Origin of the sequence: [Mycobacterium] manitobense (assembly GCF_025821665.1) — a bacterium.
Taxonomy (GTDB): Bacteria; Actinomycetota; Actinomycetes; order Mycobacteriales; family Mycobacteriaceae; genus Mycobacterium; species Mycobacterium arseniciresistens.
This window is the reverse complement of record NZ_JACKSJ010000135.1, coordinates 1-348: the sequence shown is the minus strand read 5'-3', so window position 1 is coordinate 348 and position 348 is coordinate 1. Positions and strand designations below refer to the sequence as shown.

1 pseudogene is annotated in these 348 nt (G+C 70.4%); it reads right to left on the bottom strand.

The features are described from left to right. Positions 1–301 (bottom strand): annotated as a pseudogene (locus H7I41_RS16520) (alpha/beta hydrolase); the annotation flags it as partial. Positions 302–348 lie beyond the last annotated feature (47 nt).

The following is a 348-nucleotide window of genomic DNA, read 5'->3' as shown; positions in this document are numbered from 1 at the left end:
GGTCCGAATCCGCACTGCCGGGTGCGACCACCCACTCGGCCGGGCAGTCCGGTAACCGGGTGGGGGTGACGACCGTGCCGCGCAGCGGCCGCAGCACCCGCATCGGTGCATCGATGATGTCGAGGCGGGCGCGCTGCAGCGTCGCGGGCCGGATCCGGTTGATCACCAGTCCGAGCACGGTGAGCACCCCGAGCACGGGGCGCACGAAGATCGCCGAGAGTGCGTTCAGCAACCGGGTCTGCCACGAGGCCGGCCCGAACTGCACCGTTGAGGGCCGATCGCGCCATTCGAGCAAATTCATGGGACCCAGGGTACCGGGTAGTTGGCGGCGGGTGAGCCCGCCGAAGC